This is a genomic window from Mesorhizobium sp. M2C.T.Ca.TU.002.02.1.1 (genome assembly GCF_003997225.1).
Genome location: NZ_RZTO01000558.1, coordinates 1 through 4,213, shown reverse-complemented (window position 1 = coordinate 4,213; position 4,213 = coordinate 1). Strand labels below are relative to the sequence as shown.

The following is a 4,213-nucleotide window of genomic DNA, read 5'->3' as shown; positions in this document are numbered from 1 at the left end:
GCGACAAGGCGGTCGATCTCACCTTCCAGCGGGTTGGCGACCGCGTTGTCGCTTTCCTGTCAGACCGGCACGAAGGCCAGGTGCCGCTCATCGTGCGCACGTAAACAAAGCGCTGCAACTCCGCGTTCAACAATCGAAAAATGTCGGAACTGATCGCTGGTTTGCGCGTTCCCAACCTAATGCGGCCTGCCCGCCCGCGGCCGACAAGAACGAAAACAATGAACGGACGGCCGGAGGCAACCTGGCATTTCAATGACACAATATGGCGTCGACCTGTTATTGGTCCTTATTCTCGCAAGCCTCGGACTTTCCGCACTAGCGATTTGCATTTCGATATTCCGGCACCGTCGCAACCACCCGAGGGCATCGGTTATGCCGGGTTCCGGCGACGATTTTGCCGCCGAGGCGGCGCGAAAGGTGCTGCGCGAATTCGAGAAGAACGGGCAGTCGGTCGACGCGGCTTTGGTGACATGGTCGCCGGACACGCTGCGCAAGATCCTCGCCGACGAGCTGCCGGGAGCGCAGGTGATCGTCGTCTCCAATCGCGAACCCTATATCCACAACGAGACGGAGGATGGCGATGTCGAGCTTGTCGTGCCGGCGAGCGGACTGGTTTCCGCGCTGGAGCCGATCACACGCGCCTGCGCCGGCACCTGGATCGCCTATGGTGGCGGCAGCGCCGACCGGACGGTGGTCGACGGAAACGACCGCGTGCAGGTGCCGCCTGGCCATCCTTCCTACACGCTGCGCCGGGTCTGGCTCAGTGACGATGAGTATCAAGGTTATTATCTCGGCTTCGCCAATGAAGGTCTGTGGCCGCTCTGCCATATCGCTTTCACGCGGCCGATCTTTCGCGAGTCGGACTGGGAGGCCTATGAAGCCGTCAACCGCAAATTCGCCGAGACGGTGGTTGCCGAGGCTCGCAATGAGCGGCCGATCGTGCTCGTCCAGGACTATCACTTCGCGCTTTTGCCGCGCATGATCCGCGAGCGCCTGCCCGAGGCGATCGTCATCACGTTCTGGCACATCCCCTGGCCGAACTCGGAAGTGTTCAGCATCTGCCCTTGGCGCGAGCGCATCCTGGACGGCCTGCTCGGCAGTTCGATCGTGGGTTTCCACACCCAGTTCCACGCCAACAACTTCACCGAGAGCGTCGACCGCTTCATGGAAAGCCGTATCGAGCGTGCCGATGCCGCCATTTCCTATGGCGGCCAGGTGACGCTGGTGCATTCCTATCCGATATCGATCGAATGGCCGGCCGAGCTCCTGAAAGCCCTGCCTAGCGTCGAGGAATGCCAGGTGCGCGTTCGTAAGCGGTTCAGGATTCCAGCCGGCGCAAAGCTCTGCGTCGGCGTCGAGCGTCTCGACTACACCAAGGGCATCCTCGATCGCTTCCACGCGCTGGAGGAGCTGTTCATTCGCCATCCCGAAATGGTGGGCAATGTCGTGTTCCTGCAGATCGCCGCGCCGAGCCGTGGCACGCTGCCGGCCTACAAGCATCTGCATGAGGAATGCGTGCGCTGTGCCGAGGAGATCAATCAGCGCTACGGCAGCGAATCCTACCGGCCGGTCGTCATGGTGGCCGAGCACCATTCGCAGGCGGCGGTCTACGAACTCTATCGCGCCGCCGACATCTGCCTGGTCACCAGCCTGCATGACGGCATGAACCTCGTCGCCAAGGAGTTCGTCGCGTCGCGCGACGACGAGCAGGGCGTGCTTTTGCTCAGCACCTTCGCCGGCGCCTCGCGCGAGCTGCTGGAGGCGCTGATCGTCAATCCTTACGACGCGGCGATGATGAGCGAGGCGATGCTGCAGGCGCTCAACATGGGGCCGGACGAGCAGCATGAGCGCATGCGGCGCATGCGCGAGATCGTGCGCGACAACAATGTCTTTCGCTGGGCCGGCAGCATGCTGCTCGACGCGGCGCGGCTGAGAAAACGCAGCGACCTCGACAGGGTCACCGCCTTATACGACCGGCCGGCAGGCCCCACCGGCGACAATGTCGTCTCCATGTTCGAACGCAAACAGGCAGTGGGATTTAGATGAATAGTCAGACAGACCTTCCCCCGCCGCTCCCCGCGGGACGGTGGGCGCTTTTCCTCGACATCGACGGAACCTTGCTGGAGCACGCGGCGCATCCCGACGCCGTCTCGGTCAGCGAGGAGTTGCGCGTTCTCCTGGAGAGGATCGAGCGGCGGCTCGACGGCGCGCTTGCCTTCATCACCGGCCGCTCGATCGCGGCCGTCGACCATCTGTTCGACCCGTTGAAACTGCGGATCGCCGGCCTCTACGGGCTGGAGCACAGACTTCTGCCGGACGGAAAGATCGAAGCCGCCGACGAGCCGGCGGATATGGCGGCACTTGCCGACGAGATCGAACTGGAACTGGCGAGCAAGGCCGTCTATGTCGAGCGCAAGGGACCGGTGCTCGCCATCCACACCAGAGCCGCGCCGCAGCTTCTGGCGCGGGCGACCGAGCTGGTCGAGGCGGCGCTCGCGCGCTTGCCGCAGGGCTACCGCGTGATCGCCGGCAACGCCGGCGTCGAGCTGATGCCGCTCGAAGCCGCCAAGGGCGCCGCGATCCGGCGCTTCATGCAGCTCGATCCTTTCACCGGCAGGCGCCCCGTGTTCCTCGGCGACGACACGTCCGACGAGAACGGCTTCGACACCGTCAATGCCGCGGGCGGGATCTCGATCCGCGTCAAGCCGCAGGGCGAGACGGCTGCCCGCTTCGCCATCGAAGATGTCGCCAGCGCGATCGCCTGGCTGGAGGCCAATTTCGGCGAGCCGGCCACGCAAACGGCCAGCCGCAATCTCGTCGCCTAGCAAGGCGCTGGCGGCTACTGCTGCTGCAGGCCCGTGATCATGGCGATGATCTCGTTCTTGTCGGTCTTCTTCGTCTCGCGCACGCCGATCTGCTTGCCGCGCCTCAGGACACAGATGCGGTCCGACAGCTTGAACACCTGGTCGAGGCTGTGGCTGATGATCAGGATGCCGACATTGCGCTGTTTGAGCGACTGAACGATCGCCTCCACCTTGGCGGTTTCGGCGACGCCAAGCGCGGCTGTCGGCTCGTCGAGCAGGATCAGCTTGCTCGCCCAGTGCGTCGCCCTGGCGATCGCGACGCCCTGGCGCTGACCGCCTGAAAGGTCGCGGATGGTGGCGTGCGCGGAAGGGATGCGCACGTCGAGCTCCTTCACCAGTTTCTCCGTCTCGTCGATCATGCGGCGGCGGTCGAGCAGGCCGAAGCGGTTCAGCGGCTCGCGGCCGAGGAACATGTTCATATAGACCGTCTGCTGGTCGGCCAAAGCGAGATCCTGGTAGACAACCTCGATGCCGTGCGCGCGCCCCATCGTGGCGTTCGACATCGTCACCGGCTTGCCCTCGATCGTGATCGTGCCGGAGGAGGGCGGGTGCACGCCGGAGATGATCTTGACCAGCGTCGACTTGCCGGCGCCGTTGTCGCCGACCAGCGCGACGATCTCGCCCGGAAAGACCTCGAGCGAGAAATTCTCGATCGCGGTGAGGCCGCCGAAATTCTTGCGGATGTCCTGAAGCTGCAGGATTGGCGCGCTCGCGTTCATCGCACTCTCCTAAACGGGCCAGGCATAAGCTTCTCCGAAGCCGTTCTCGATGGTTTCGACCACAGGCTTGCCCTTCGAGATGCCGGAGACGCCGACGACATAGGCGCGGGTGACGAAGGCCTGGCCGCGGAAGCCGAAGACGGCGCTGTCGCCTGGCCTCGGCGCTCCCGCGCCGGAGGCGTCGATCATGGCGTAGTAGTCGATCGCCGAGGGCGGCGGCACCTCGACGCTTCTGAGCGCCGAGGCGGCGGTGGTCGGCTCGGCCGAGACGATCGCCTTGACGTCGTAGTCGGGGAAGATCGGGTCGATATAGAAGCCGCCGCCGAAGCAGTAGGCCTTGCCACCCGACAGATGCGAGACCTCGGTGAGGTAAAGCACGGCAGGCAATTCCGGCAGGTCTTCCATGACATGCAGCGCCGTGGTGCCGTGCAGGCCGTTGCCGGGCTCGCACTGCGTGGCGCCGGCTTCAGCCAGCGCGGCCAGCATGACGCTCGACGTGGTGCCCGGCGCGTTGATTTCGATCTCCTTGCGGCCCGCCTTGGCCAGCGCCTCGGCGGCCTTGCTCAAGGTCGCCAGATTGGGCGTCGGCAGCACCTTTCGCGCGGCGTGGTCGAAGAGCAGGGCAGGGAA

At 64.7% G+C, this 4,213-nt stretch carries 3 protein-coding genes and 1 pseudogene; 2 read left to right on the top strand and 2 right to left on the bottom strand.

What is annotated here, in order from left to right; all coding sequences use genetic code 11:
- Positions 1–252 precede the first annotated feature (252 nt).
- Together EOD07_RS24810 and otsB are read left to right on the top strand one after the other, a co-directional pair.
- Positions 253–2,046, top strand: coding sequence for a trehalose-6-phosphate synthase (locus tag EOD07_RS24810; RefSeq protein ID WP_127237306.1), 1,794 nt, complete (start codon positions 253–255; stop codon positions 2,044–2,046).
- The gene (otsB, locus tag EOD07_RS24805) at positions 2,043–2,825 is read left to right on the top strand and encodes a trehalose-phosphatase (protein WP_127237305.1); all 783 of its coding nucleotides are present in this window, start codon (positions 2,043–2,045) and stop codon (positions 2,823–2,825) included. Before EOD07_RS24810 ends, otsB begins: the two co-directional genes overlap by 4 nt.
- Before the next feature lie 14 nt (positions 2,826–2,839).
- Here otsB and EOD07_RS24800 read toward each other — a convergent pair whose 3' ends face one another.
- Positions 2,840–3,583, bottom strand: coding sequence for an ATP-binding cassette domain-containing protein (locus EOD07_RS24800; RefSeq protein ID WP_073985376.1), 744 nt, complete (start codon positions 3,581–3,583; stop codon positions 2,840–2,842).
- Between the two features lie 9 nt (positions 3,584–3,592).
- Positions 3,593–4,213: pseudogene (locus tag EOD07_RS24795) on the bottom strand (YhfX family PLP-dependent enzyme); the annotation flags it as partial.

Coding starts and splice junctions, on each gene's coding strand:
- EOD07_RS24810 (WP_127237306.1), top strand. CDS start 253: ATGACACAATATGGCGTCGACCTGTTATTGGTCCTTATTCTCGCAAGC.
- otsB (WP_127237305.1), top strand. CDS start 2,043: ATGAATAGTCAGACAGACCTTCCCCCGCCGCTCCCCGCGGGACGGTGG.
- EOD07_RS24800 (WP_073985376.1), bottom strand. CDS start 3,583: ATGAACGCGAGCGCGCCAATCCTGCAGCTTCAGGACATCCGCAAGAAT.